This is a genomic window from Paracidovorax cattleyae (assembly GCF_900104515.1).
Lineage (GTDB): Bacteria > Pseudomonadota > Gammaproteobacteria > Burkholderiales > Burkholderiaceae_C > Paracidovorax > Paracidovorax cattleyae.
On the sequence record NZ_FNJL01000014.1, the window covers coordinates 11,651 to 36,231 of the forward strand.

At 69.4% G+C, this 24,581-nt stretch carries 24 protein-coding genes; 16 read left to right on the forward strand and 8 right to left on the reverse strand.

The genetic code is table 11. The features are described from left to right. Positions 1-3: 3 nt before the first annotated feature. Complete coding sequence (locus BLR05_RS12965) at positions 4-1,644, reverse strand: OFA family MFS transporter (RefSeq protein ID WP_092834876.1); 1,641 nt, start codon at positions 1,642-1,644, stop codon at positions 4-6. Positions 1,645-1,839: 195 nt separating this feature from the next. Continuing rightward, positions 1,840-2,931 carry an iron-sulfur cluster carrier protein ApbC gene (gene apbC / locus BLR05_RS12970; protein ID WP_092834877.1) on the reverse strand — a complete coding sequence of 364 codons (1,092 nt, stop codon included), beginning with the start codon at positions 2,929-2,931 and terminating at the stop codon, positions 1,840-1,842. 121 nt (positions 2,932-3,052) lie between these two features. Between apbC and BLR05_RS12975 the strand changes: the two genes are divergently transcribed. The 7 genes from BLR05_RS12975 to BLR05_RS13000 all read left to right on the forward strand — a co-directional run bounded on the left by BLR05_RS12975 (position 3,053) and on the right by BLR05_RS13000 (position 10,590). Then, positions 3,053-3,640, forward strand: coding sequence for a restriction endonuclease (locus BLR05_RS12975; RefSeq protein ID WP_092834878.1), 588 nt, complete (start codon positions 3,053-3,055; stop codon positions 3,638-3,640). Positions 3,641-3,653: 13 nt separating this feature from the next. After that, the gene (locus BLR05_RS12980; protein ID WP_092834879.1) at positions 3,654-4,910 is read left to right on the forward strand and encodes a patatin-like phospholipase family protein; all 1,257 of its coding nucleotides are present in this window, start codon (positions 3,654-3,656) and stop codon (positions 4,908-4,910) included. Between the two features lie 89 nt (positions 4,911-4,999). Next, positions 5,000-6,751, forward strand: a complete 1,752-nt coding sequence (gene poxB, locus BLR05_RS12985; RefSeq protein WP_092834880.1) for a ubiquinone-dependent pyruvate dehydrogenase — start codon at positions 5,000-5,002, stop codon at positions 6,749-6,751. Positions 6,752-6,852: 101 nt separating this feature from the next. Then, on the forward strand, positions 6,853-8,958 hold the full coding sequence (metG, locus tag BLR05_RS12990; RefSeq protein ID WP_092834881.1) for a methionine--tRNA ligase: 2,106 nt from the start codon (positions 6,853-6,855) through the stop codon (positions 8,956-8,958). A 99-nt stretch (positions 8,959-9,057) separates the two neighbouring features. Next, complete coding sequence (locus BLR05_RS12995) at positions 9,058-9,786, forward strand: LysM peptidoglycan-binding domain-containing protein (protein WP_225978965.1); 729 nt, start codon at positions 9,058-9,060, stop codon at positions 9,784-9,786. After that, positions 9,783-10,202, forward strand: a complete 420-nt coding sequence (locus BLR05_RS25895) for a hypothetical protein (RefSeq protein ID WP_143015911.1) — start codon at positions 9,783-9,785, stop codon at positions 10,200-10,202. Before BLR05_RS12995 ends, BLR05_RS25895 begins: the two co-directional genes overlap by 4 nt. A gap of 67 nt (positions 10,203-10,269) precedes the next feature. Then, the gene (locus BLR05_RS13000) at positions 10,270-10,590 is read left to right on the forward strand and encodes a hypothetical protein (protein ID WP_092834883.1); all 321 of its coding nucleotides are present in this window, start codon (positions 10,270-10,272) and stop codon (positions 10,588-10,590) included. Here the strand turns inward: BLR05_RS13000 and BLR05_RS13005 are convergent. Together BLR05_RS13005 and BLR05_RS13010 are read right to left on the reverse strand one after the other, a co-directional pair. Continuing rightward, positions 10,575-11,210, reverse strand: a complete 636-nt coding sequence (locus BLR05_RS13005; protein ID WP_225978966.1) for a YitT family protein — start codon at positions 11,208-11,210, stop codon at positions 10,575-10,577. The two genes, BLR05_RS13000 and BLR05_RS13005, sit on opposite strands and share 16 nt — an antisense overlap. 103 nt (positions 11,211-11,313) lie before the next feature. Next, a complete protein-coding gene (locus BLR05_RS13010) occupies positions 11,314-11,883 on the reverse strand; it encodes an outer membrane protein assembly factor BamE (protein WP_092834885.1) in 570 nt (189 codons plus the stop codon). A gap of 156 nt (positions 11,884-12,039) precedes the next feature. Between BLR05_RS13010 and BLR05_RS13015 the strand changes: the two genes are divergently transcribed. The 9 genes from BLR05_RS13015 (at position 12,040) to BLR05_RS13055 (ending at position 19,595) form a co-directional block, all read left to right on the forward strand. Continuing rightward, complete coding sequence (locus BLR05_RS13015) at positions 12,040-12,243, forward strand: DUF3460 family protein (protein WP_092834886.1); 204 nt, start codon at positions 12,040-12,042, stop codon at positions 12,241-12,243. Between the two features lie 74 nt (positions 12,244-12,317). Continuing rightward, positions 12,318-13,169: a segregation and condensation protein A gene (locus BLR05_RS13020; protein ID WP_092834887.1), complete on the forward strand. Its 852-nt coding sequence runs from the start codon at positions 12,318-12,320 to the stop codon at positions 13,167-13,169. A 66-nt stretch (positions 13,170-13,235) separates the two neighbouring features. Further along, entirely contained in the window at positions 13,236-14,825 is a 1,590-nt protein-coding gene (nadB, locus tag BLR05_RS13025; protein ID WP_092834888.1) for an L-aspartate oxidase, read from the forward strand. Positions 14,826-14,859: 34 nt separating this feature from the next. Then, positions 14,860-16,227, forward strand: a complete 1,368-nt coding sequence (gene bioA / locus BLR05_RS13030; protein WP_092834889.1) for an adenosylmethionine--8-amino-7-oxononanoate transaminase — start codon at positions 14,860-14,862, stop codon at positions 16,225-16,227. Further along, positions 16,224-16,913 carry a dethiobiotin synthase gene (gene bioD / locus BLR05_RS13035; protein WP_092834890.1) on the forward strand — a complete coding sequence of 230 codons (690 nt, stop codon included), beginning with the start codon at positions 16,224-16,226 and terminating at the stop codon, positions 16,911-16,913. The genes bioA and bioD overlap by 4 nt, the downstream gene beginning before the upstream one ends. Continuing rightward, on the forward strand, positions 16,910-18,148 hold the full coding sequence (gene bioF / locus BLR05_RS13040) for an 8-amino-7-oxononanoate synthase (protein ID WP_092834891.1): 1,239 nt from the start codon (positions 16,910-16,912) through the stop codon (positions 18,146-18,148). Before bioD ends, bioF begins: the two co-directional genes overlap by 4 nt. Next, positions 18,145-18,783 (forward strand): 7-carboxy-7-deazaguanine synthase, encoded by a 639-nt coding sequence (gene queE, locus BLR05_RS13045; protein ID WP_092834892.1) that lies wholly within the window; start codon positions 18,145-18,147, stop codon positions 18,781-18,783. The genes bioF and queE overlap by 4 nt, the downstream gene beginning before the upstream one ends. Before the next feature lie 32 nt (positions 18,784-18,815). Next, entirely contained in the window at positions 18,816-19,193 is a 378-nt protein-coding gene (locus BLR05_RS13050; RefSeq protein ID WP_092834893.1) for a 6-pyruvoyl trahydropterin synthase family protein, read from the forward strand. A gap of 42 nt (positions 19,194-19,235) precedes the next feature. Then, entirely contained in the window at positions 19,236-19,595 is a 360-nt protein-coding gene (locus tag BLR05_RS13055) for a 5-carboxymethyl-2-hydroxymuconate Delta-isomerase (RefSeq protein ID WP_026433038.1), read from the forward strand. Positions 19,596-19,649: 54 nt separating this feature from the next. Here the strand turns inward: BLR05_RS13055 and BLR05_RS13060 are convergent, their stop codons facing one another. The 4 genes from BLR05_RS13060 to nadA form a co-directional block, all read right to left on the reverse strand. Next, a complete protein-coding gene (locus BLR05_RS13060; protein ID WP_092834894.1) occupies positions 19,650-20,858 on the reverse strand; it encodes a hypothetical protein in 1,209 nt (402 codons plus the stop codon). Position 20,859: 1 nt separating this feature from the next. Beyond that, positions 20,860-21,354 carry a hypothetical protein gene (locus tag BLR05_RS13065; protein ID WP_092834895.1) on the reverse strand — a complete coding sequence of 165 codons (495 nt, stop codon included), beginning with the start codon at positions 21,352-21,354 and terminating at the stop codon, positions 20,860-20,862. Between the two features lie 241 nt (positions 21,355-21,595). Continuing rightward, positions 21,596-23,395, reverse strand: a complete 1,800-nt coding sequence (locus tag BLR05_RS13070) for a chorismate-binding protein (RefSeq protein WP_092834896.1) — start codon at positions 23,393-23,395, stop codon at positions 21,596-21,598. After that, a complete protein-coding gene (nadA, locus tag BLR05_RS13075; protein WP_092834897.1) occupies positions 23,392-24,519 on the reverse strand; it encodes a quinolinate synthase NadA in 1,128 nt (375 codons plus the stop codon). The genes BLR05_RS13070 and nadA overlap by 4 nt, the downstream gene beginning before the upstream one ends. Positions 24,520-24,581 lie beyond the last annotated feature (62 nt).

Here is a 24,581-nt window from a genome sequence, read left to right on the forward strand (position 1 = left end):
CGTTCAGTGGAAGAACTTGGCCACGCTCACCAGGGTCTTGTAGATGCCCCAGGCGAGCGGTATGCCCACGGCGGCCCAGGCGAAGGCGACCAGCGCCGGGCTGGTGGTGCCGCCACCCGCGCCGGCGCCGACCTCGGCCGCAACAGCCTTCTCGTGGGCCAGTTTCTTCTCGTGGGCCAGTTCCTCGTCGCTCATGAACCACTTGTCCGCCAGCGGGCGCACCATGAGGTTGGCAATGAGGCCGATCACCAGCATGCCCACCAGGATGTACATGGTCTGGTTGTAGACCTGCTCGCGCGGGATGCCCAGGCCGAGCTGGTACTCGCGCATGTAGTTCACCACGACCGGGCCCAGGATGCCGGCGGTGGCCCAGGCGGTGAGCAGGCGGCCGTGGATGGCGCCCACGAACTGCGTGCCGAACAGGTCGGCCAGGTAGGCGGGCACCGTGGCGAAGCCGCCGCCGTACATGGAGAGGATGATGCAGAACGCGCCCACGAAGAGCAGCTTGCTGCCCGCGCTGGCGGAGCCCGGGATGCTCGCGTAGAGCAGGCCGCCCAGCACGAAGAACACCACGTAGGTCATCTTGCGGCCGAGCTTGTCGGAGAGGCTGGCCCAGAAGAACCGGCCACCGATGTTGAACAGCGACAGCAGCGCGGTGAAGCCGCCGGCCACGGCCGCAATGGCGGCCAGCTGGCCCTTGTCGAGTTCGCCGAACTTCGCGGGCACATTGATGAGCGAGCCGCCGAAGACTTCCTGCAGCATGGGCGAGGCCATGCCGATCACGCCGATGCCCGCGCTCACGTTCATGCACAGCACGATCCACACGAGCCAGAACTGCGGAATGCCCCAGACGCGCTTCACGTGCACGTGGCGCTGCGTGATCATCGCGTTGGCCGAGGGCGGCGGGGGCGTCCAGCCTTCCGGCTTCCAGCCCGTGGGCGGCACGCGGTAGCCCAGGGCGCCCGCGATCATGAAGACGAAATAGATCAGCGCCATCACCACGAAGGTCTGCGTCACGCCGACGTCGGTCGGGGTGGAAAACGCCCTCATGAGGTCCACCGCCAGGGGCGAGCCGATCATCGCGCCGCCGCCGAAGCCCATGATGGCCATGCCGGTCGCCATGCCGCGGCGGTCGGGGAACCACTTGATGAGGGTGGACACCGGCGAGATGTAGCCCAGGCCCAGCCCGATGCCACCGATCACGCCGGAGCCGAGGATCATGAGCCAGAACTGGTGCAGGTGGATGCCCAGCGCCGACAGCAGCATGCCGCCGCACCAGCACAGGGCCGAGACCACGCCGGCCTTGCGCGGGCCGGCGCGCTCCAGCCAGCCGCCCCAGATGGCCGCCGAGCAGCCCAGGAACACGAAGAAGAGCGTGTACATCCAGCCCAGGGTGGCCACGCGCCAGTCGCAGCCCGTGGCGAACAGCTCGGCAAAGAAGCTCATGTCCTTCGGGCAGGCGGTCGCGCCCGTGCCGGCAGTGGCCAGCGCCTTGGAGAGCGGCAGCCAGAAGACCGAGAAACCGTAGGCCATGCCGATGCACAGGTGGATGGCCAGCGCGGCCGGCGGCACCAGCCACCGGTTGAACCCCGGCCCCGCGATGATCCGCTCCTTGTCCAGAAAACCTGGTCGTGTGTCCGCCATGCCCGCTCCTTACTCAGCAAGGTTGTTGTGTTCCGCGCAATGAAAAATCCGGAAATAGTTACCGGATGCGCGGAGTTTCAACGCTGCGGTTGACGCGCGTCAATAGATCAAGTCAGCAAAAGCAATTGACTTTTTCTACTGAACGGGCGATCAATAAAGGGACTTGTGCGGTGCCGCCAGAGCGGCGCGGTCGGGTCACGTGTCCTTGCTGACCGCGATGGTGGGGAACTTCGAGGAAAAGTCCCTGGCCTGGGTCGCGATCTTCGCGGCCACCTCGCGCGCCACCCGGCGGTAGATGCTCGCCACCTCGCCATCGGGCTCCGCTACCACGGTGGGGGTGCCGCTGTCGGCCTGCAGGCGGATCTGCAGGTCCAGCGGCAGGGCGCCCAGGTAGGCCATGCCGTTCTCCTCGGCCATGCGGCGGCCGCCGCCCTCGCCGAAGATGTGCTCGACATGCCCGCACTGGCTGCAGACATGGACGGCCATGTTCTCCACCACGCCCAGGATGGGCACGCCCACCTTCTCGAACATCCTGATGCCTTTGCGTGCATCGAGCAGCGCGATGTCCTGCGGCGTGGTCACGATGACCGCCCCCGTGAGGGGCACGCGCTGCGAGAGCGTGAGCTGGATGTCGCCAGTGCCGGGGGGCATGTCCACGACGAGGTAATCCAGGTCCTGCCAGTTCGTCTGCCGCAGCAACTGCTCCAGCGCCTGCGTGGCCATGGGCCCGCGCCAGATCATGGCCTGGTCGGGCTCCACCAGGAAGCCGATGGACATCACCTGCACGCCATGGTTGCGCAGCGGCTCCATGGTCTTGCCGTCGGTGCTCTCGGGCCGGTCCGCAATGCCCAGCATCATCGGCTGGCTGGGGCCGTAGATGTCGGCGTCCAGCACGCCCACGCTGGCGCCCTCGGACGCCAGCGCCAGGGCCAGGTTGGCGGCCGTGGTGCTCTTGCCCACCCCGCCCTTGCCCGAGGCGACGGCGATGATGTTGCGCACCTGCGGCAGCACCTGCACGCCGCGCTGCACCGCGTGCGCGACGATGCGCGTGGCGATGGTGGCGGACACCCGCTCCACCCCTGGCACGGTGCGGGCGGCGGATTCCAGCTCGCCCGCCAGGGCAGCCTCCAGGCTGCGGGCCGGGTAGCCCAGTTCCACGGTGAAGGACACGGCGGCGCCGTCGATGCGCAGGTCGCGCAGCGCGCGCGTGGAAACGAAATCCTTGCCCGTGTGCGGATCGCGTACGCTCGCGAGCGCCGCGAATAGCGCCTGTTCAGTCACTGCCATATCGGTATATCTCCTTGGGGCCGGGTAGTCTATTCCCTGCTCTCCGCCCTCACGGGCCGCAGGACAATGCGGTGGTTTTCGTTTTTTCGCCTTTGAGGATTGCCGTTCCGTGAAACTGAAAATGGCCCCCAACTCGCTCTTCGCCATCCTGCTGCGCTCGCCGTGGTGGGTGAGCTTTCTCGCGGCGGGCGCCATCGCCCTGGCCTGCGGGGCGCTGCTGCCGGCGCACGTGGCGCCGTTCGCGGCGGTGGGCGTGCTGCCCCTGGTCGGCGTGGGCAGCATGGCCGCCTGGCGGCAATGGAACGCCCCCAGCGCCGCGCGCCTGCAGGCGGCGCTGGACGAGGCCGGCGTCCTGCCCTGGCGCCTGCTCGCCGACCGGCTCGAGCGTGCCTGGCTTGCCGAGGGCTACACCGTCCAGCGGCTGGCCGGCGGCGCGGCGGACTTCCGCCTCGACAAGGGCGGGCATGCCATGCTGGTGGGCGCCCGCCGCTGGAAGGCCGCCTCCCACGGCGTGGAGCCTCTGCGCGAACTGCAGGCCGCGGTGCAGGCGCAGGACAGGGCCTCCGGCGCCTACCTCGCGCCACTGGGCACCGTGAGCGACGCGGCCCGGGATTTCGCGCGCAGCCACGGGCTGGACATCCTGGACGGCCCCGCTGTGTCCGCCCTGCTGCTCAAGGCCCCGGCCGGCCCGGGCGCCACGGTCCGCTGACCGGCCATCCCCCATGGCAGCCGCGCCGCCCCGAGCCATTGCGCAGCGCCCGGCCGGCCTCGTGCTCACGGGCGGCGGCGCACGCGCGGCCTACCAGGTGGGCGTGCTGGAGGCGATCTCCGACCTGCGCAAGGCCTGCGGCGCGGGGCGCGAATCCAACCCCTTCCCCATCATCACCGGCACGTCCGCCGGGGCCATCAACGCCGCCGCCCTGGCCTGCGGGGCGGACCATTTCGACCGGGCCGTGCGGCGCATCGCTCACGTGTGGAGCGGCTTCCACGCCCAGCAGGTCTATCGCGCGGATTCACTGAGCGTGATGCGCAGCGGGGCACGCTGGCTCACCCTGCTGTCGCTGGGCTGGGCGCTGGCCCGCTGGCGGCGGATGCGCCCGCGCTCGCTGCTGGACAACGAACCCCTGGCCGGGCTGCTCGCGCGGATGGTGCCGCTCTCGCGCCTGCCGCGACTCATCCGGGCCGGTCACGTGCAGGCCCTGGCGGTCACCGCGTCCAGCTACACCTCGGGCGAGCACATCACCTTCTTCGAGGCCACCGACTCGCTTGCGCCCTGGCAACGGCAGCAGCGCCGCGCGGCACGCGGCCGCATCACCCATGCCCACCTGCTGGCCTCGTCGGCGATTCCGTTCGTCTTTCCAGCGACCGCGCTGGGGCTGGACGGCCGGACCGAGTTCTTCGGCGACGGCTCCATGCGCCAGTCCGCACCGATCGCGCCCGCCATCCACCTCGGCGCCGGCCGGGTGCTGGTGATCGGCGCGGGCCGCATGCACGAGCCGTCGGGCGATCTTTCCGCGGAGCCCGTGCCGGCCTACCCCTCCCTGGCCCAGGTGGCGGGGCACGCGCTGTCCAACATCTTCCTGGACGCCCTGGCGGTGGACGTGGAGCGCGCGCAGCGCATCAACCAGACGCTGGCGCTGATTCCGCCCGAGGCGCGGGCGCTGAGCCCGCTGCGGCCCCTCGACCTGCTGGTGATCGCCCCGTCGCAGCGGCTGGATGGGCTGGCGGCCCGCTACGTGGGCGACCTGCCTGCCCCCGTGCGCACCCTGCTGGGCGCCCTGGGCGTGACCGCCAACGAGCGGGACGTGCGCGGCGCCGCGCTGGCGAGCTATCTGCTGTTCGAGCCCGGGTACACGCGCGAACTCATGGCGCTCGGCCGGCAGGACGCGCTCGCGCGCCGCTCCGAGATCTGCCGTTTCTTCGGCTGGCACGACGCAGGCCAGCCGGTCCGGGCCCCGGCGCGGCAACCCCTCCACTGAAAGCGAAAACGTCCGACACTCAGGGTTTCCACCAATGGCGCTGCCATGCCTAGAATGACTTCACCACAACCTCCCGGGAGTTCTTGGCGATGGGCATTTTTGGTTCCTCCCAATCGAAATCGGTGGCCGACCTGTTGGTCGAAACGCTGGCGAGCGCGGGCGTGCAACGCATCTGGGGTGTCACCGGCGACAGCCTGAACGCCATCAACGACAGCCTGCGCCGGCACGGCGGCATCGAGTGGATGCACGTGCGCCACGAAGAGGCCGGCGCCTTCGCCGCGGGCGCCGAGGCCCAGGTCACGGGGCGGCTCGCCGTGTGCGCGGGCAGTTGCGGGCCGGGCAACCTGCACCTCATCAACGGGCTCTACGACTGCCAGCGCAACCACCAGCCCGTGCTGGCCATCGCCAGCCACATCCCCAGCAGCGAGATCGGCCTGGGGTACTTCCAGGAAACCCACCCGACCGAGCTGTTCCGCGAATGCAGCCATTTCTGCGAGATGGTGCAGGACCCGAAGCAGCTGCCCGAGGTGCTGCACCGTGCCATGCGCACCGCCATCGGCCGCCACGGGGTGGCCGTGATCGTGCTGCCCGGCGACGTGTCCACCCTCGACGCGCCCGAGAACGCCCGGCCGGATTTCGCGCCGCCGGCCGCGCCCCGCCTGCTGCCGGACGAGGCGGCGCTCGCGGACCTCGCCGCGCTGCTGAACCGCTCGGAGGCCGTGACCATCCTGGCCGGCGCCGGCACCGCCGGCGCGCACGACGAGGTGGTGGCCCTGGCGAGGGCACTGGCCGCACCGATCGTGCATGCCTTCCGAGGCAAGGAGCACATGGAATGGGACAACCCGTTCGACGTCGGCATGACCGGCCTGATCGGTTTCTCGTCCGGCTACCACGCGATGCGCGAGTGCGACACGCTGCTCATGCTGGGTACGGACTTCCCGTACCGCGACTTCTATCCGGACAACGCGGCCATCGTGCAGATCGACCGCGACCCCGGCGCGCTGGGCCGGCGCGCACAGCTGCGCCTGGGGCTGGTGGCCGACGTGCGCGAGGCCGCCGCCCTGCTGGCTCCCCTCATCGGGCCGGGCCGCGACACCGGCTTTCTCGACAAGGCGCGCGAGCATTACCACGCGGCGCGCAAGGACCTGGACGAACTCGCGTCGCCGCGCGCCGGCGACGGGCCTCTGCACCCGCAGTTCGTAGCGGCCACGCTCGACCGGCTGGCGGCCGACGATGCAGTGTTCACCTTCGACGTCGGCACCCCCGCCATCTGGGCCGCGCGCTACCTGCGCATGAACGGCCGGCGGCGGCTGATCGGCTCCTTCAACCACGGCTCGATGGCCAATGCGATGCCGCAGGCGCTGGGTGCGCAGGCCGTGCGGCCCGACCGCCAGGTGGTATCCATCTCCGGCGACGGCGGCCTCGCCATGCTGATGGGCGACATGCTGACGGCCGTGCAGATGAAGCTGCCGATCAAGATCGTGCTCATCAACAACGGCGTGCTCGGCTTCGTGCAGATGGAGCAGAAGGCCTCGGGCTACCTGGACACCAACGTCGCGCTGCAGAACCCGGATTTCAGTGCCATCGCGAACGGCATGGGCTTCCTGGGCCTGCGCGTCGCCCGCTCGGACGAACTCGAGCCCGCCCTGGTGCGGGCGCTGGCCCACGACGGCCCGGCCCTGGTGGACGTGCTGGTGGACCCGATGGAGCTGTCGATGCCGCCGAAGATCCGGGCCGCGCAGGTCAAGGGCTTCAGCCTGTACGCCGCGCGGGCGGTGATGAGCGGCCGGGGCGACGAACTCGTCGAGCTGGCGAAAACCAACCTGCTGCGCCGGAGGTGATGGCAGCCGGCGCCGCGCCGGGCCGGGGAGGCTCTTAAAATCATCCGTTGCGCCCGGAGCCGTCCGCCCGGGCCGCACTCCCCTCAGAAAGCCCGCTCCCGATGCCCGCACGCAAGATCTTCGTCACCACCGCCCTGCCGTATGCCAACGGCAACTTCCACATCGGCCACATCATGGAATACATCCAGGCCGACATCTGGGTGCGGTTCCAGCGCATGCAGGGCGCCGAGGTGAACTTCGTCGGCGCGGACGACACGCACGGCGCGCCGATCATGATCGCCGCCGAGAAGGCCGGCAAGACGCCGCAGCAGTTCGTGGCCGACATCGCCGCCGGCCGCAAGCCCTACCTGGAGGGCTTCCACATCCGCTTCGACAACTGGCACAGCACGGATGCGCCCGAGAACCACGAACTCGCCCGCCAGATCTACCGCGATCTGCAGGCCGCAGGTCTGATCGAGACACGCACCATCGAACAGTTCTTCGACCCCGAGAAGAACATGTTCCTGCCGGACCGCTTCATCAAGGGTGAATGCCCGCGGTGCCACGCCAGGGACCAGTACGGCGACAACTGCGAGAACTGCGGCGCGGTGTATGCGCCCACCGACCTGATCGAACCCTATTCGGCGCTCTCCGGCGCCAAGCCCGTGCTGAAAAGCTCCGACCACTTCTTCTTCCAGCTGTCCGACCCGCGCTGCGTCGCCTTCCTGCAGGAATGGACGCAGGACGGCCGCCTGCAGCCCGAGGTGGCCAACAAGGTCAAGGAATGGTTCTCGGTGCGCACCAACCCCGACGGCACCACCAGCGAAGGCCTGGGCGACTGGGACATCAGCCGCGACGCGCCCTACTTCGGCATCGAGATCCCGGATGCGCCGGGCAAGTACTTCTACGTCTGGCTGGACGCGCCCGTGGGCTACCTCGCCTCGCTCAAGAACCTGCTGGAAAAGCGCGGGCAGAGCTACGACGACTACGTGGCCGATCCGCAGCTGGAGCAGGTCCACTTCATCGGCAAGGACATCGTCACCTTCCACACGCTGTTCTGGCCCGCGATGCTGAAGTTCAGCGGCCGCAAGACGCCGGATGCGGTCTTCGTGCACGGCTTCCTCACCGTGAACAACGGCGAGAAGATGAGCAAGAGCCGCGGCACGGGACTCGATCCGCTCAAGTACCTGGGCCTGGGCATGAATGCCGAGTGGCTGCGCTACTACCTCGCTGCCAAGCTCAACGGCCGCAACGAGGACATCGACTTCAACGCCGAAGACTTCATGGCGCGGGTCAACAGCGACCTGATCGGCAAGTTCGTGAACATCGCGAGCCGCGCCGCGGGCTTTCTCACCAAACGCTTCGGCGGCCGGCTCGGCACGCCCGATGCCGACGGCGCGGCGCTGCTCGATGCCCTGCGCGCCCAGGCCGGTGCCATCGCCGAGGCCTACGAGCGGCGCGATACCGCACGCGCCGTGCGCGAGACCATGCTGCTGGCCGACCGCGTGAACGAATACGTGGATGCGCGCAAGCCCTGGGAACTCGCCAGGCAGGAAGGCCAGGAGGCCGCGCTGCAGGCCGCCTGCACCACCTGCATCGAGGCCTTCCGCCTGCTCACGCTCTACCTCAAGCCCGTGCTGCCGGCCCTGGCGGCGCAAGTGGAAGCGTTCCTGAACGTCCAGCCGCTCACCTTCGCCGATGCGCCCGCCCTGCTGGGCGAGGGCCACGCCATCGGCGCCTACCAGCACCTGATGCAGCGGGTGGACATCAAGCAGCTCGAAGCGCTCTTCGAGCCCCCGGCCGCCGCTGCCGCACCCGCAGCGTCCGCCGATGCCGATGCCGATGCCGATGCCGGAGCGGACGCGCCGGGCGGCGAAGCGATCGCTCCCACCGTCACCATCGACGACTTCGCGAAGATCGACCTGCGCATCGCACTGATCGTGAACTGCGAGCCGGTCGAGGGCTCCACCAAGCTGCTGCGCCTCACGCTCGACGTGGGCGAAGGCCGCCACCGCAACGTCTTCAGCGGTATCGCGAGCGCCTACCGCCCCGAAGAACTCGTGGGCAAATTGACCGTGATGGTCGCCAACCTCGCGCCGCGCAAGATGAAGTTCGGCGTGTCCGAAGGCATGGTGCTCGCGGCCAGCCACGGTGACGAGAAGGCGCATCCGGGCATCCATGTGCTGAATCCGTGGCCTGGGGCTACGCCGGGCATGCGGGTCAGGTGATTTCGTTTTCGATGATGTATTTGCATCAATCGATTCTCCGGGCACCCTGCTGAGAGGGCAGGGTGTCGGCATTAAATTATTAGCCAAGATAAATTAACATTGTCAAGCCCGCAAAAATCAGGTTTCGAAAAATGGCAAGACGGCATCAACAAAGCCGCAAACAACGCAAATTGGAACGTATTGGATTGTGAAATCCAGACCGCAGTCAATGAATATAACCGTCATCTCTCCGTCACACCAGGCTATATAGCACTGGATTGGCAACTCATCAAAGCAATGGTCTGGGTGGAAACCGGGGCAGAAAGCCCCAAATGGACATCAAACCCAATGCAAATAGGGAACCCTGGTGATCCAGGGCTCAGTGCTCTCCTCACGGGAGATGAAGGGGGCGATCTCATCATCCCACCTGCATGGAAAAGCAGATTGACGATTGGCACAGCAACCACAATACCATCACACAATATTCGCGCAGGAATTGGCTATCTGCTTATGCGCTTAGCCACTTACAACATTAAAAGTATTCCCGATGCGGACAATTTTGTTTATGAAGTAAAAATAAAATCCGGCGACAGCATTGCCAAGATTGCCAAAGAAAACAACAGCACAATCGAAACAATAAAAGCCCTCAATCCTGGTGTGCATATATTAAAAATTGGGCAATCGCTGAAATATCAAAAAGCGTCTATGAAGAAAATAATCACAGGATGGAACATGATCGCCACATCGAGCGTAGCTGAAAAATACAATGTAGGCGATCCTCTCTATTCAAGAAAATTGGATTACTGCCTTCTCCTCATCAGGAAAATCAAAGTCCCGATATGCGCATGATGGAAAAAATTTCATTAGCACTCTACTTGGGATGCTTTGCTTTCGTCACAGCTGCGGCGACGCAAAATTTTTTCGGCACATATGAAGGCACTGGCAGAGCATGCTCTGGAAGCTTGAACGTTCGAGAAAAGAGCGTCGAATGGCGATCAGCCTTCAGCGTCTGCCACACAGCGCGATACGAGGCATTGGAGAAGAATAACAACAGCAATCCAAAACGGATCGTTCTCCATTTGGAGAAAACGGCCAAAGAATGCCGCTATCCAGTCATCGAGATGGAACAGGCAGGAAATTACAACTGGAATGTGATAGGCTATCCGTCCCTGGAGGCATATCGCAACAGGAAATTGCCTGACTGGAGCAACTCATCATTGCCGGAAAGGCAAACACTGTCATGTCCGATGGTCGGCCCCAATTGAAACCGATGGGGCCGCGGCAGACAGCCCTTTGTACCGCGGTTTGCTGACACGAAAAGGAAGGGCCGCAATGCCTGCTGCTTCGCGCTTTTTGCGCGCCCTGACGCGGTCGTTCGCTCTAACAGCCTGCCTGTCCGGGCTCGCCGGCTGCACCGTGGTGAGCGTGGCCACCACGGCCGTCGGCGTCACCGCGAGCGCCGTCGGGCTGGCGGCCGATGCCGCCATCGGCACGGTGAAGATCGTCGGCAAGGGCGTGGGTATGGCGGCCGATGCCGTCACGGGTGGCGAATCAGACGACAGCGGCATCCACATCCGTGAGTCGATCCGTCCGGCCCCGGTGCAGGCCGCCCCCGCGCCGCCTTACCCGGCCACGCCCTATTCCCCCACGTAGCGACCCGGCCGGTGGCTGATCCAGAGGAACACGCTCATCACCACCGCCGCCAGCACCGAATAGCCCACGCGCCCGGGCGGCACCACGAAGAGCGCCAGCGCCAGCACGGTGCAGTCGATCGCCATCTGCACCTTGCCGGCACGGATGCCGTGCCGGTTCTGCAGGTACAGCGCGACGATGGTGGCCCCGCCCAGGCTCGACTTGTGCCGCGCCAGGAACAGGCAGCCCGTGCCCAGCAGCAGGCCGCCCAGCACCGCCGCGAACAGGGGGTCGAGGTAGTCCACGTGCATCACATGTGGAAACATTTCGGTGAGCAGCGACAGCAGGGCCACGCTCAGGAAGGTCTTGATGGTGAACTCCCTCCCCATGCGCGTCCAGGCGAACCAGTAGAAGGGCAGGTTGACGGCGAAGAACAGCTTGCCGAAGGACACATCCGTCAGGTAATGCAGCAGGAACGCGATGCCGGCCGTGCTGCCGATGAGCAGCCCGGCCTGCCCGAACAACATCAGGGCCATGGCCACGAACAGCGTGCCCGCGACCAGCGCCTGGACATCCTCGTAGCGGCCATGGCGCAGCGAAGGAATGGGAACCGGGATGGGATCGGGCGGCGTGGACGGCATGGCAGGCAGGATCGGCGAGAGGCGCAGAAGTGGATGTGCAGAAAGCATGCAAGCGGCGGGCCAGCGGCTTGCGGCCCTGCTGCGGCCCCTCCACCGCGCGAGCTCAGCGGCCGTCCTGCAGCTCGGCCGTGCTGCCGCTGCGCAGCACGCGGCCGCGGAGGTCGAAGGTTACGCTGAACGCCATCGGCTGCGTACCGCCGTCGTTCCAGCGCCAGTCCCAGACGGTTTCGCCCTTGCGTTCGAAGGTCATCATTTTCGCCGGCTTGCCGAGGCGTCGGCGCACCTCCTCCATGAGCATGCCGGGAGCGATGGTCTCGAACACATGCGGTGCGAGCACCTGGCGCAGCGCGCTCATGCGGCCATCGGGACCGATGGTGATCATGTAGTTCTGGTGTCCGGAAGGCTGGCGGTTGTACTCGAGCGTGCGCGCGCCGCCGGGCTCGTCCCAGATGCGCTCGGGCTCGCCGAAGCGGGCGCGCACGTCGGCCTCGGTCGAAACGCCTTCTTCCAGTTCGCGGATGCGCTGGGGGTCGCAGGCGGCAAGCAGCCAGAGCGCCGCGCCGCCCGCGGCGGCCACGGACAGCGCGCGGCGGCGCGCGGGAGAGGCAGGCCCCGCAGGGGCGGACAGGATCAGGGGGTGGAGGGAGGAAGCCGGGGACAGGGAAATCGTCATCGATGAGGAAAAAGGGAAGTGCGCGGCTGGCGCGGAATACGGATGGACTGGCGGCCCCGGGAACCGGAGCGGCGGGCAGAACGGCAGCCGGAAATGTAGCCTCGGCCGGCCCCCGGTAAAATCTCCGGTTGTTACAAAGACTCCGATCCGCCCGCCATGTCCTTCTTCCGCCGCCCCGACTACCAGTCCGACGCCACCCAGTTCATCCAGAAGCTCAAGTCCGACCGGCCCGAACTCGACACCCAGCAGGTGGCGGGCCGCGCCCTGCTGTGGGACAAGCAGGTGGACCGCGACATCTGGGAGGAATATGACGAAGCCCGCGTGTCCCAGAAGCCCTACGTGTACCAGACCCAGGGCTGACCACGCCAGCCCATGGAACGGCTGGCACGCCGGTGCTCCGCAGGCGGCCCGCACCATCCGGCTGAAGGCAGCGCATGAGCGCAGACATCGTGGACTCCCCGCCGCAGGCCGGTGACGCCGTGCAGGACGCCGCTGGCGGCCCGGCCGGCGACGCCGTGGCGCGGCTCTACGGAGAGCCCCTGTTCGCCCTGCCGCAGGACCTCTACATCCCGCCCGATGCGCTGGAAGTGTTCCTGGAGGCCTTCGAGGGCCCGCTGGACCTGCTCCTCTACCTCATCCGCAAGCAGAATTTCAACATTCTCGACATCCCGATGCTGGATGTCACGCGGCAGTACCTGGGCTACGTGGACGAGATCCGCAGCCGCAACCTGGAACTGGCGGCCGAGTACCTGCTCATGGCCGCGATGCTCATCGAGATCAAGTCGCGCATGCTGCTGCCGCCCAGGAAGCAGGAAGGCGCCCAGGAGCCGGAAGACCCGCGCGCCGAACTGGTGCGCCGGCTGCTGGAATACGAGCAGATCAAGCTCGCGGCGGCCAACCTGGGCAGGGCCCCGCAGTACGGCCGTGACTTCCTGCGCGCGCAGGTCCACATCGAGCAGAGCCTGGTGCAGCGGTTTCCCGACGTCCACGTGGCCGACCTGCAGGAGGCCTGGCGCGACATCCTCAAGCGCGCGAAACTCGTGCAGCACCACCGCATCACCCGAGAGGAACTGAGCGTGCGCGAGTATATGAGCGCCGTGCTCAAGACGCTGCAGGGCCGGCGCTTCGTCGAGTTCGAGGAACTGTTCGATCCCTCCAAGGGCTCCACGGTGCTGGTGGTGACCTTCATCGCCCTGCTGGAACTGGGCAAGGAAACGCTGATCGAGATCACGCAGGCAGAGGCCTTCGCACCCATCTACGTGCGCCTCGCCTACACCCCGGTGTGAACCGCCGCCGCGGCGCCGCCTTCCGGCGGACAGCGGCCCCTTCCGACCCCCATCCTCCCGAACCGCATGGCCTCCTTCGACTACGACGTCCTCATCATCGGCAGCGGCCTCGCGGGCCTGTCCACCGCGCTGCACCTCGCCCCAACGCACCGCGTGGCCGTGCTCACCAAGCGGGGGCTGGCCGACGGCGCCAGCGGCTGGGCCCAGGGCGGCATCGCTGCCGTGCTGGCCGAGGGCGACACTTTCGATGCCCACGTGCACGACACGCTCGTGGCGGGTGCGGGGCTGTGCGACCTCGCCGCCACGCGCGCCGTGGTCGAGGGCGCGCCGCAGGCGATCCAGTGGCTGCAGACCCTGGGCGTGCCGTTCTCCGAGGAAGCGCCGGGCCGGCTGCACCTGACGCGCGAAGGCGGCCACGGCGCCCGGCGCATCGTGCATGCCACCGATGCCACCGGCGCGGCCGTGCAGCGCACCCTGCTGGACAAGGTGCGCGCCACGCCCGGCATCACCCTGCTGGAGCAGCACACGCTGGTGGACCTGATCACCGCCCGCAAGCTCGGCCTGCCCGGCCCGCAGCGCTGCCTGGGGCTCTATGCGCTCGACGAGGCCACCGACACCGTGCACACCTTCCGTGCGCAACACACCGTGCTGGCGACGGGCGGCGCCGGCAAGGTGTACCTCTATACCAGCAACCCGGACACGGCCACGGGCGACGGCATCGCCGCCGCATGGCGCGCAGGCTGCCGGGTGCAGAACATGGAGTTCATCCAGTTCCACCCCACCTGCCTCTACCACCCGCAGGCCAAGTCATTCCTGATCAGCGAAGCGGTGCGCGGCGAGGGCGGGCGCCTGCTGCGGCCCGACGGCACGCGCTTCATGCCGGCGCACGACGAGCGCGCCGAACTCGCCCCGCGCGACGTGGTCGCCCGGGCCATCGACTTCGAGATGAAGACCCACGGGCTCGACTGCGTGCACCTGGACATCTCGCACCAGAGCCCGGAATTCCTGCAGGCGCACTTCCCGACCATCCTCGCGCGCTGCGCGGAGCTGGGCATCGACATCACGCGCCAGCCCATCCCCGTGGTGCCCGCCGCCCACTACACCTGCGGCGGCGTGCTCACCGACCTCGCGGGGCGCACCGACCTCGCGGGCCTGCATGCCATCGGAGAAACCGCCTGCACCGGCCTGCACGGCGCCAACCGCCTGGCGAGCAACTCGCTGGTGGAGTGCATGGTGTTCGCACGCGCCGCCGCCGGCGCCATCCTTGCCGCACAACCGGCCTCCATCGCACCAGCGGCCCTGCCCGCCTGGGACGACAGCCGCGTGACCGATGCCGACGAGCGCGTGGTCATCTCGCACAACTGGGACGAGCTGCGCCGCTTCATGTGGGACTACGTGGGCATCGTGCGCACCGACAAGCGCCTGGAGCGCGCCGCGCACCGCATCGCGCTGCTGCAGGCGGAGATCGCCGAGTTCTATGCGAACTTCCACGTCTGCCGCGACCTGCTGGAGCTGCGCAATCTCGTGCAGGTGGCCGAGCTCATCGTGCGCTCGGCCCAGCAGCGGCGCGAAAGCCGCGGCCTGCACTACAGCCGCGACTGGCCCGCCATGGCCGCGCCCGCGGCCCCCACCCTCCTGGTGCCGCCGGTCCGCTGAACACAGCCCGGCCCCTTTCTCCTTTTTTCGACGCATGGTCCGAGACGACACCTCCCTCGCCGCCCGCAGCATCGCCAGCGTGTGGCATCCCTGCACCCAGATGAAACGCCACGAGGCCGATCCGCCCGTGGCCATTGCCCGCGCGGCCGGCCCCTGGCTGGAAGGGGACGACGGCCGCCGCTACCTGGACGGCATCAGTTCCTGGTGGGTCAACCTTTTCGGCCATGGCCACCCCCATATCCGCGAAGCCATCGCCGACCAGCTGGCGCGGCTGGACCACGTGATGCTCGCGGGATTCACGCATGCGCCGGTGGTGGAGCTCTCCGAGCGCCTGGCCGCCCTCACCGGGCTCGGCCATGCGTTCTACGGCAGTGACGGCTCGGCCGCTACGGAGATCGCGCTCAAGATGAGCGCGCATTTCTGGCGCAACCACGGCCGGCCCGGGAAATGCCGGTTCATCGGCCTGGCCGGCGGCTACCACGGGGAGACCGTGGGTGCGCTCGCCGTGACCGACATCGGACTGTTCCGCGAGGCCTACGCGCCCCTGGTGCGCCTGGGCGCCACCGTGCCCAGCCCCGACGCGCGCGGCGCCCTGCCCGGCGAGGACGCCGCCGCCGTGGCGCGCCGCGCCGCCGCCGCGCTGCAGGACTGGCTGGAGGAGCATCACGCCACCACCGCCGCGCTCATCGTGGAGCCGCTCGTGCAGTGCGCCGCCGGCATGGCGATGCACGACGCCGAATACCTGCGGCAAGCCCGCGCGCTGTGCGACCGCTACGGCGTGCACCTCGTCGTGGACGAGATCGCGACCGGCTTCGGCCGGACCGGCACGATGTTCGCGCACCAGCAGGCCGGCATCCGCCCGGACTTCATCTGCCTCTCCAAGGGCCTGACGGGCGGCACCCTGCCGCTGTCGGCCGTGCTGACCACCGACGCGGTGTATGCCGCGTTCTACGACGACGACGTGGCGCGCGGCTTCCTGCATTCGCACTCCTACACCGGCAACCCGCTCGCCTGCCGCGCGGCACTGGCCACGCTCGACCTGTTCGCGCAGACCGATGCGCTGGCACGCAACGCACACCGCGCGCCACGATTCCACGCGGCCTTCGCTCCGCTCTCGGCACACCCGTGCGTGCGGCACGCGCGCCACCTCGGCATGCTATGGGCCTGGGACGTGGAAGGCACGGCTCCCGACTTCGCGCGCCGCTACCACCGCCACGCGATGGCGCGCGGCCTGCTGCTGCGGCCCATCGGCCGCACCCTCTACGCCATGCCGCCCTACGTGCTGGACGACGACGCCATCGCGCACCTGGGCCGGCAGGCGCTCGCGGCGCTCGACGCCACGCTGGCCGAAGAGGACAGCACGCCCGGCACGGTCCCGGCCACCGAAGGGAGCCTGCCATGATCGGCTGCTTCGTCACCGGCACCGACACCGGCGTGGGCAAGACCCTGGCCAGCGCCGGCCTGCTGCATGCGCTCGCGCGGCACCATGCGCGCGTAGTGGGCATGAAGGCCATCGCCGCGGGCGCGGAACCCATCGGCCCCGGCGGCACGCTCGCCAACGAGGATGTGCTGGCCCTGCGCGCCGCCTCCACGGTCCAGGTGGCGCCCGCGCTGGACAATCCCGTGCTGCTGCCCGACCCGCTCTCACCGCACATCGCCGCGCAGCGTGCGGGCACGCGCATCGACGTGGCAGCCATCGTGCATGCCTACGGAGCGCTCGCCGCGCAGGCCGATGCCGTCGTGGTGGAAGGGGCCGGAGGCTTCCACGTGCCGCTGTCGGACACCGAGACCGGCGCCGACCTCGCCCAGGCGCTGGGGCTGCCGGTCGTGCTCGTCGTCGGCCTGCGGCTGGGCTGCCTCAGCCACGCGGCACTCACGGCCGATGCCATCCTCGCGCGCGGACTGCCCCTGGCCGGCTGGATCGCCAGCCGCATCGACCCCGCCATGCTGGCCGCAGAGGACAATATCGCCTGGCTGCGGCAGCGCCTGCAGGCGCCCCTGCTCGCCGACATCCCGCACCAGCGGCAGCCTGACCCGCGCGCCACGCCGTTCGCGCTGCCCGAATCCTGGACCACGCTCTCCGCATGACGACCTTTCCCTTCGCCCCCTCCTGGCTCGACGAGCTGCCCGCCCGCCTGGCGGAACTCGACGCCGCCCACCTGCGCCGCCGCCGCCGCGCGGTGCGGCCGCTGCAGGGCGCGCACCTGGACGTGGACGGGCAGCCCATGCTTGCCTTCTGCAGCAACGACTACCTGGGCCTTGCCGGCCACCCTGCCCTCGCCGATGCCGCCTGCGCGGGAGCGCGCGAATTCGGCGTGGGATCCGGCGGCTCGCCGCTGGTGAGCGGCCACAGCCAGGCCAACGCCGCGCTCGAGGCCGACCTCGCGCGTTTCGTGCAGTTGCCCCGGGCGCTCTACTTCTACGCCGGCTACGCGACCAACATCGGCATCGTGCCGGCGCTGGTCGGCGCGGGCGACGCGCTTTTCTCGGATGCGCTCAACCATGCCTGCCTGATCGACGGGGCACGCCTCTCGCGCGCCACCATCCATCGCTATCCGCACGGCGACCTCGCCGCGCTGGAGGCGCTGCTCGCCTCCAGTCCCGCACGGCGCAAGCTCGTGGTCAGCGACGCCGTCTTCAGCATGGACGGCGACGTGGCGGACATCCGCACGCTGCATGCGCTCTGCGAGCGCCACGACGCCCTCCTGCTGCTCGACGATGCCCACGGTTTCGGCGTGCTCGGCCCGCAGGGCCGTGGCGCCCTCGCCGAAGCGGGCCTGACCGGGCCGCAGGCTTCGCAGCGCGTGCTCTACATGGCAACGCTGGGCAAGGCGGCAGGCGCCGCCGGGGCCTTCGTCGCCGGCAGCGAGGTCCTCATCGAATGGCTGCTGCAGAAAACGCGCAGCTACATCTTCGCCACCGCCGCGCCCGCGCTGCTGGCGCGCACGCTCCAGGCCAGCCTCGGCCTCATCGAGCGCGGAGATGCCCTGCGCGCCCATCTCGACGCCCGCATCGCGCAGTTGCGCGCGGGCCTCGTGCCCGTGCTGCAGGGAACCCACTGGGAACTGGGCACGTCGCGCACGGCGGTCCAGGCGCTCCTGATCGGCGCCAACGACGAAGCACTGGCCACCATGGAAGCGCTCCGCACGCGGGGCCTGTGGGTGCCCGCGATCCGGCCGCCCACGGTGCCGGAAGGCACGGCGCGGCTGCGCATCGCCCTCTCGGCAGCGCACACCGAGGCGGACGTGGCACGGCTCGTGGACGCACTGGCCGAACTCGCTCCCGCGGCCCGGTCCGCACTGCCCCAGGAGGCCACCGCATGACCTACAGCGTCAAGGAAATCTTCTACACCCTGCAGGGCGAGGGCGGCCAGGCCGGCATGCCCGCCGTCTTCTGCCGCTTCGCGGGCTGCAACCTCTGGAGCGGCCGCGAGGAGGACAGGACCACTGCCGTGTGCCGCTTCTGCGATACCGACTTCGTCGGCACCGATGGCACACTGGGCGGCAAATATGCGCGGGCGGACGCGCTGGCCGACGTCATCTCCGCACAATGGCCGGCGCACGACGCCGACCACCGGCTGGTGGTGCTGACCGGCGGCGAGCCGCTGCTGCAGCTCGACACCCCGCTCATCGACGCGCTGCACGCCCGGGGCTTCCGCATCGCGGTGGAAAGCAACGGCACCGTCGCCGCCCCGCCCGGCATCGACTGGCTCTGCGTGAGCCCCAAGGCGGGCGCGCCCTGGGTGCAGCGCGAAGGCCAGGAGCTCAAGCTGGTCTGGCCGCAGCCCGGCTTCGACCTCGCGGAACTCGAAAGCGCAACCCGCTTCGCACACCGCTTCCTGCAGCCCATGGACGGGCCCGTGCAGGCAGAAAACACCGGCCTGTGCATCGCCGCCTGCATGGAGCGGCCCGCCTGGCGCCTGAGCCTGCAGACCCACAAACTCACGGGCATCCGCTGAAGCGGCGCCCCTTTCGCTATCGTCTCCCGACCATGCTGCTCACCGTCCACCAACGCTTCTTCTTCGATGCCGCGCACACGCTGCAGCGCGAAATCGAATCCGAAGGCAGCCGCCGCATCCACGGCCATACCTACCATGCGGAGATTTCCGTCACCGGCCCGCGCCATCCCGCGACGGGCATGGTGATCGACCTGGGCCACCTGCGCGCGCGCTGCGCCCAGTTGCGTGAACGGCTGGACCACCATCTCCTCGACGAAGTGCCGGGCCTGGGCCCCGCCACGCTGGAGAATCTCTGCGTGTTCATCGCCGATGTGCTCGGCGACCTCGATCCGCCGCCCAGCCGGGTGCGGGTCTGGCGCGAGGCCGTCGGCGACGGCTGCGTGCTCGACCTGGCACGCCCCCGCGGCTGACCTTTCCTTCAGCCACCCCTTTTCAGCCAACCCAGCGACGCCATGCCCCACCTCGTCATCGAATACAGCGACAACCTGCGACCCTTCCCGGAAGCGCAAGTGCTGGAGGCGGTCAATGCCTCCCTCACTGCCAGTCCCGAGATCCTGGCCGAATCCGACCTCAAGAGTCGCTTCGCCACAGCCGAACGGTTCGCCATCGGCACGCAGCCGGCCGGGCGCGCCTTCGTGCATGCGCAGTTGCGCCTGCTCTCCGGACGCACGCCCGAGGCGAAGCAGGACCTCGCGGGCCGCGTCGGCGCGGTACTGCGCGAACACACACCCAGGCCTGCCGGCGTGATGGTCCAGCTCAGCGTGGAGATCGTGGACATGGACCGCGCCTCCTACGTGAAGGAAAAGCTCTGACGTAATCCGTCCCGCCACCGGGCGCCAGCGCCCGGAGACGAACCGGCAGCGGAATCAGCCGACCACCGGCCGCATCATCGACGCGATCGCCTGGAAAGCGCCGATCGACTGGCCGACGGTACGGGCACTGCGCTGCAGCGCGCTGCGCTCAGGCGCATCGTCCGCCAGGGCGCGTGCCTGCGGCAGCGAAGCGAAATCCGACACCGACCGGGCGAGTTCCACCATCGCGGCGGACGAGCGGCCCACCGATTGCGCGGCGCGCCGCGTCAGCATGCCCTGCACCGGGCTGGGTGCACGCGCCGCCGAATCCACGGCCGCGGGCTCCGCCATGAACAGCGGAGCAGCCACCGCGGTTTCCATCACCTTCGCCAGCGCGGCCTGCCCACGGGCGGCCCCTGACGAGACGGCCTCGCGCAGCACGCCCAGGTCCGGCACCGACAGCGTGGAAGCCTGCAAGCGCAGCACCAGCGCGGCGCCCACGTGGCGGCCGGCCTCCGCAGATGCGCTACGGCCCACGGCCCCCAGCGCGATCTGGGCGGCCAGCACATTGCCGTCGCTGCCGGGTGTCGTGATGTCCTCCTGCAGGGAGCGGGCCTGCTCGCGCAGCGCCGTTCCGGAGGTCGGCTCCAGCGCGTTCATCGCATGCACCACGGCGTCCGGCACGATCGCGCGCTCGTCGATCGGCTCGAACGGCAGCGGCGGAAGCGTCGCCATGGCACCGACCATCGCCTCGGCGCGCCGGCTGGCCGCGCCATCCAGCAACGCTTCCACGGCTGTGTCCGGCATCCTGCCGGTGCCATGCAGCGCGCCGAATGCCAGCGCAGCCTGCTCTGCGCCCCGGCGCGCACCCGCGAGGTCGGAAGGCAGCGAACGGCCCAGCCCGGCGAGCGCCGCCTGCCCATGCCGGATCGCCTCCCCGTGGGCGGCCTCCTGGTGGCCTGGCATCGACAGGTCCTGCAGCAGGGCAGCGAGCAGCCGGGTACCGTCGGCGGCGCTGGAGGCGGCCTTGCGCTGCGCAGCCACCGGCGTGCCCATCGGCGAAGCAGCCTGGCGCGCCACCGCCGGGCGCTGCGGCAGGGCCGCGGTTCTCGCCCTGCCGGCTACGCCGCCGTCGGCCTGGGGCGCACGCCGCGCCAGGCCGGCCGGAGCGGCCAGCGCCTCGGGAGACGGCCGGGCGGCCGGCGCCTCTGCAGGGCGTGTCTCGGTGGCGCGTGCCGCATCCGGCCCGGTCTGGGGGCCCTTGCGCGAAATGGGGGCGGTCATGTCAGCCTCCTGCGGCGCCGGTGGAAAAGACCAGGGTGGCCAGGCGTGCGGTGGCCACCATTTCGCGGGCCAGCGCCTGCCCTTCGGCATCTCCGGCGGGCAGGGTCACCCGGCGGTGCAGGGTCGCCTCGCCTTCCGGCAGGCAGCCGATCACGGCGTCGAACCCCGCCAGCAGCCCGGGCGCGTTGGACAGCAGCGCGGACGCATCCTGCGCCGGCATCTCGGAGAACCGCTGCCGCATGACCACGGTGAGCATCACCTGCACCTCGGACTGCGGCATCGCGCCCTGCCTGCCGGGCGGCGGAGACAACGGCGCCACCGTGATCAACAGGTCGCCGATCGCGCAGCCGCCATCCTCCGCCGCACGGTCGATCCCGGCGTTGTCCATGCCCAGCGCACGGGCGGCGGCGCGGACGAAATCATGGGTATCGAGCGGCGGGCTCTGGAAACTGGCGGCTCCGTTGTCGGCTGCCGCGGGCGAATGAGGCGATCGCATGAGAAATCCTTGTCGTGTATCGGAAAGCGGCGGTTCCGGCGAAAACATGCACTTTTGGAACACGCCCGCGCGGGCACGTGCGGCAGGGCGGCAACGGATGCCCGGCCGCCGCGACCCGCAACCACAGGTCCGCCCCAGCAGGGTACCGATACGGCTGCCGCACCGGCCGGGCAGCACGAAGCCATGTACGGCGATGCGAAACCGTCGGCCGTCGAACCGAAGCCTGCGCCCCGGAGAGCCATCAGAAACCGGAGTCCAGTTCCGCAGACAGCCAGCCCCGCAGGCTGTTCAGGAAGGCCCATCCGCGCACGCGGGGCACGTCGCTGCGCCGGACCACGGCCTCCACCACCCGCCCCTCGCGCAGCGCCACCGCCCGCCCCACGCCAGGCAGCAGCCCGCAGGCCAGCGGCGGCGTGACCCATCGCCCATCCAGCAGCGCCGCGATGTTGCCGAAGGTCCCCTCGGTGATCTCCCCGGCTTCGTTCCAAAGTACCGTATCGAACACCCCCGGCACCGCAGGCGCGAAGGCCGCGTAGTGCGCGCGCCGCGTGGTCTTGTGGCGCACGAACTCGCTGTGCGCCGCCCCGAAAGGCCGGTCCGCCAGCGCCAGCCGCACCGGCACCGGCACCTCCGGGCAGGCGAACACCTCGGCGCGCGGCCGGCCGCCGGCATCCAGCAGCAATCGCGCGCGCCACCGCCCCTGCGGATGCGTCGCCGCCAAAGCGTCCAGGCAGGCATGCACGCGGCCGGCATCCCACAGAAAGCCGAAATGCGCCGCAGACGCAGCCATGCGTACCAGGTGCTCGTCCCGATGGCGAAAGCCCCCGTCCTGCAGCGCCAGCGTCTCGAGCACCTCGAAAGGCTGGCTGGCCCGCTCCACGAAAGCCCGCTTGTGGCGCCACTCGTTCCACTCGGCATCCGCCTGCGCATCGGAGGTGATGCCGCTGCCGATGCCGCATTCCGCCGCGCCGCCAAGCAGCACCACGGTGCGGATCGGCACGTTGAAGGTGGCCGCAATACCCCCCTCTCCGGGCCCGCCGGCGGGCCGCACCACCCCCAGCGCGCCGCAGTACACCCCGCGCGGCCCGGCCTCCAGCGCGCGGATGGTCCGCATCGCCTGCACCTTCGGAGCGCCCGTGACCGACCCGCAGGGAAAGAGCGCCGTGAACACGTCCGCAAGACCCAGGCCCGGCCGCGTACGGGCCGTCACGTCCGACGTCATCTGCCACACGGTGGGCAGCGCCTGGGTGCGAAAGAGCGCTGGCACGCGCACGCTGTGGGGCTCGGCGATGCGCGAGAGATCGTTGCGCAGCAGGTCCACGATCATCACGTTCTCGGCCCGCTCCTTGGGGGCCGTGCGCAGATGTTCCGCCCACGCCTCGTCCGCCTCGGGGGTGGTACCCCGCGGTGCCGTGCCCTTCATCGGGCGGGCCAGGATCGATCCGCCCTCAGGCCCCGATCGCCAGTCGAAGAACAGCTCGGGAGAAACCGACAGTACCTGCTCCCCTCCGGTATCGATGTACGCGGCATACCCCCCCGGCTGGGCCCGCTGCAGGGCCTCGAACAGCGCCGCCGGGCTGCCATCGAAGCGCCCCCGAAGCGGGGCTGTGAAGTTGACCTGGTACAGCGCGCCGTCACGGATGGCCTGCTGGATGCGTCCGAACGCCGTATCGAAGGCCTGGCGGCCCAGACCGCCCCAATCCTCCACCGATGCGGATGCCCCGCTGGCCTCGGCCATCCCGCCGATGCCCGCCGCGTCGCCTGCCGGCGAGGGAGCGCCATACACCGCGAACCACGCCAGCGGCCCGTCGGCCGGATGCGCCGCCAGCGCCGCATCGAACGCCCCTGCCGCCTCGTAGCGCAGATAGCCCACGCACCATTTCCCCTGCAGCGCCGCGGCGTGCACCGCATCGAGAACGGGGCGGACTTCCTGCGGCGAGCGGGCCACCAGCACGTCGCACGGCTGGGCGAAGGCATGGAGCAGCCGCGGCGCTGCCGGGTCCAGCGGCGTGGAGAAATCGATGCGGGCCGACGGGGTCATGCCGCGCCGATGCGAGGCACCAGGGCGCCCGCAGGCTGCCCCCCCTTGAGCGCCGCGGTGAACGCGAGCATGCGGTCGATGGGCTGGCACGCACGCGGAATCAGCGCCGGATCGACATGGACGGCGTTCGCGCCAGTCTCCAGCACGCGTGCCACGTCGGCCAGCCCGTTCATCGCCATCCAGGGGCAGTGCGCGCAGCTTTTGCAGGTGGCGCTGTTGCCGGCCGTGGGGGCCTCGTGGAACACCTTGTCCGGGTTGAGCGCGCGCAGCTTGTGCATCATCCCGTTGTCCGTGGCCACGATGAATTCGCGGGCGTCCATCTCGCGCGCCGCCTTGAGGATCGCGCTCGTGGAGCCCACCGCATCCGCCAGCGCCACCACCTCGGCCGGGCTCTCCGGATGCACCAGCACCCGGGCCTGCGGATGCTCCCGCTTGAGCGCCTCCAGTTCCGCCGCCTTGAACTCGTCGTGCACGATGCAGGCACCGTTCCAGAACAGCATGTCCGCCCCGGTCTCCCTCTGGATGTAGGCCCCCAGGTGCCGGTCGGGCGCCCACAGGATCTTGTGGCCCGCCGCATGCAGCGCGCCCACGATTTCGAGCGCGCAGCTGGAGGTGACCAGCCAGTCGGCCCGCGCCTTCACCGCGGCGCTGGTGTTGGCATACACGACCACGGTGCGGTCCGGATGGGCATCGCAGAAAGCGCTGAATGCATCCACGGGGCAGCCCAGGTCCAGCGAGCAGGTGGCGTCCAGGTCGGGCATGAGCACGGTCTTTTCGGGCGACAGGATCCTGGCCGTCTCGCCCATGAAGCGCACCCCCGAGACGACCAGCGTCTGCGCGGCGTGGTCGCGCCCGAAGCGGGCCATCTCCAGCGAATCGCTGACGATGCCCCCGGTTTCCTCCGCCAGGTCCTGCAGATCGGGGTGCACGTAGTAGTGCGACACCATGACCGCGTTCTTCTCGCGCAGCAGTGCGCGGATGCGTTCCTTGAGCGCGGTGCGCTCGGCCGGCAGGGGTTCCGCGGGCACGCGGGCCCAGGCGTGGCGGGTGGAGCACACGCCCCCGCCCTCGCTGACGGGCTGTTCGTATTCCACGGGCTTGAGGGCGAGGGTGTCGGTGGTCATGGCGGGGTGCCTATCGGGCCGGTTCTGCGGGGCCTCGTCGGGGTTTCGGAAAAACGCGTGTT